We start from the raw sequence: 421 nt of genomic DNA, 5'->3' as shown, positions 1-421 counted from the left end.
CGCCCTTGGCACTCGGCAGCCGTGCATTCACCGTGCGCGCCACCGATGCCAACGGCTGCCTGATCATCCGCAGGTATGTAATGGCGGTGAACGCGCCAGTGATCGGCCAGGCGCCACGCACCGTTCCAACGCTGCCTCCATCAGGCCTGCTGCTGCTGATCGCGGCACTTGGCCTTGGCGGTTGGTTTGCGCTGCGTCGCTGACTGAGGGCGCGCCACGCGATAGCCCTCGCGCACCAGCTGGCGCCAGACCTTGCGCGCGCCATGGACGCCGAAGTTTTCCTCCCAGACGCGATGTATCTCAGCGCACAGCGCCTCATCCCGCAGCGACCGGTTCGATCTCAGATCCGGGTCGGTACGCTTGGCGCGGTGGTCGTGGTAGGTCGACGGAGCAATCTCCAACTGACGGCAGATCGGCTCGA

At 66.0% G+C, this 421-nt stretch carries 1 pseudogene; it reads right to left on the bottom strand.

The features are described 5' to 3' along the window. Positions 1-209: 209 nt before the first annotated feature. Positions 210-421 (bottom strand): annotated as a pseudogene (locus tag FLQ44_RS17065) (IS3 family transposase); the annotation flags it as partial.

Source organism: Vogesella mureinivorans, from assembly GCF_007644035.1.
Lineage (GTDB): Bacteria > Pseudomonadota > Gammaproteobacteria > Burkholderiales > Chromobacteriaceae > Vogesella > Vogesella mureinivorans.
Note: the sequence above shows the minus strand (reverse complement) of the source record. Positions and strands in the feature narration are given on the sequence as shown.